Below are 1651 nucleotides of genomic sequence, written 5' to 3'. Positions count from 1 at the left end.
CGAACTCAATTTCTGTTCTTACTTTTTGATTACCTGGGATATTATCCGCTACAGTAATAGTATGGGCTTTATGCATGTAGGGCGGGGGAGTGGAGCTAATTCTATTGTAAGCTACTGTTTAGGGATCACAGATATCTGCCCGTTGGAGTTGGATCTGTATTTTGAAAGGTTTTTAAACCTTAACCGGAAGTCTCCGCCGGATTTTGATATCGACTGGAGCTGGCAGAATCGGGATACCATACTGGAATATATTTTTGACCGGTACGGGAAGAACCATGTAGCTTTCTGTGGAACCAATGTGGAGTTTAAGTACAAATCCATCTTTAGAGAAGTGGGGAAAGTATTTGGCCTGCCTAAGGAAGAGCTGGATGAGTTAGCGAAGAGACCGATGATACAGCATGACCAGAATGAGGTGGTACAACTGGTACATCAATATGGAAAACTCTTGGAGAAATTTCCCAATCAGCGAAGCATGCATTCCTGCGGAATTTTAATCTCAGAAGAACCTATTACAAATTACACCGCTCTAGAAATGCCTCCTAAAGGATTTCCGATCGTTCAGTTCGATATGAATGTCACCGAAGATATCGGCCTCGAAAAATTCGATATTCTTTCCCAGAGAGGATTGGGTACCATCAATGATACCGTAGAGCTGATCAAAAAGACACGAGGCGTTAGTGTTGATATTAGAGATACAACGCTATCCAAAGATGAAGCCCAAGCCAATGAGTATCTGGCTATAGGAAAGACCATAGGTTGTTTTTATATAGAATCTCCCGCAATGCGGGGGCTTTTAAGAAGATTGAAGTGCGATAATTACAGAATTCTTGTTGCCGCTTCCTCCATTATCCGTCCCGGAGTGGCACAGAGCGGAATGATGCGCGAGTATATTTTCAGGCATAACCATCCCGATCAATTCGAATATTTCCATTCGGTATTCGAAGAACACCTGAAAGAAACGTACGGCATTATGGTCTATCAGGAAGATGTGATTAAGATTGCTCAGTATTTTGGCGGTTTGTCTCTGGCAGATGGAGATATTCTCCGCAGAGCCATGAGCGGTAAAGGTCGTTCCATTGAAAAGCTCAGAGAAGTAAAAAACAATTTTTTCGAATCCTGCAAAAAGCTGGGGCATTCGGAGGCATTAACGGCTGAAGCATACCGACAGATAGAATCCTTTGCAGGATATTCTTTCTGCAAAGCACATTCTGCTTCCTATGCCGTAGAAAGTTATCAGAGTTTGTATCTCAAAGTATATTATCCCTTAGAATTTATGGTTTCGGTGATCAATAATCAGGGAGGGTTTTACCGTACAGAAGTCTATATTCATGAAGCAAAAATGTCGGGCGGCAAAATCCAGGTACCTTGTGTAAATACCAGTGAATTTCAGACCACACTTAAGGGGAAGGATATTTATTTGGGGTTGATGGTATTAGAAGGGCTCGAAACAAAAATTGCTCATGGAATTGTAGAAGAAAGGGAAAGAAATGGCGACTACAGATCATTAGAAGACTTTATAAATCGTATTCCTATAGGGATTGAAACCGTACAGATTCTCATTTTTATAGGAGCTTTCAGGTTCACAGGAAAACCTAAAAATGAGCTCCTCGTAGAAGCAAGGGTGTTATTGGTCAACTTCAAACCCGAAAAC

1 protein-coding gene is annotated in these 1651 nt (G+C 41.6%); it reads left to right on the top strand.

All coding sequences use genetic code 11. From position 1 onward, the window contains the following. The coding region (gene dnaE, locus RM51_RS18865; RefSeq protein WP_039373332.1) for a DNA polymerase III subunit alpha at positions 1–1651 on the top strand (1651 nt) is incomplete at both ends.

This window comes from Chryseobacterium taiwanense (assembly GCF_000813825.1).
In the GTDB taxonomy this organism is placed as follows: Bacteria; Bacteroidota; Bacteroidia; order Flavobacteriales; family Weeksellaceae; genus Chryseobacterium; species Chryseobacterium taiwanense.
The sequence above is the reverse complement of the archived record's forward strand: the minus strand, read 5'-3'. Positions and strand labels throughout refer to the sequence as shown.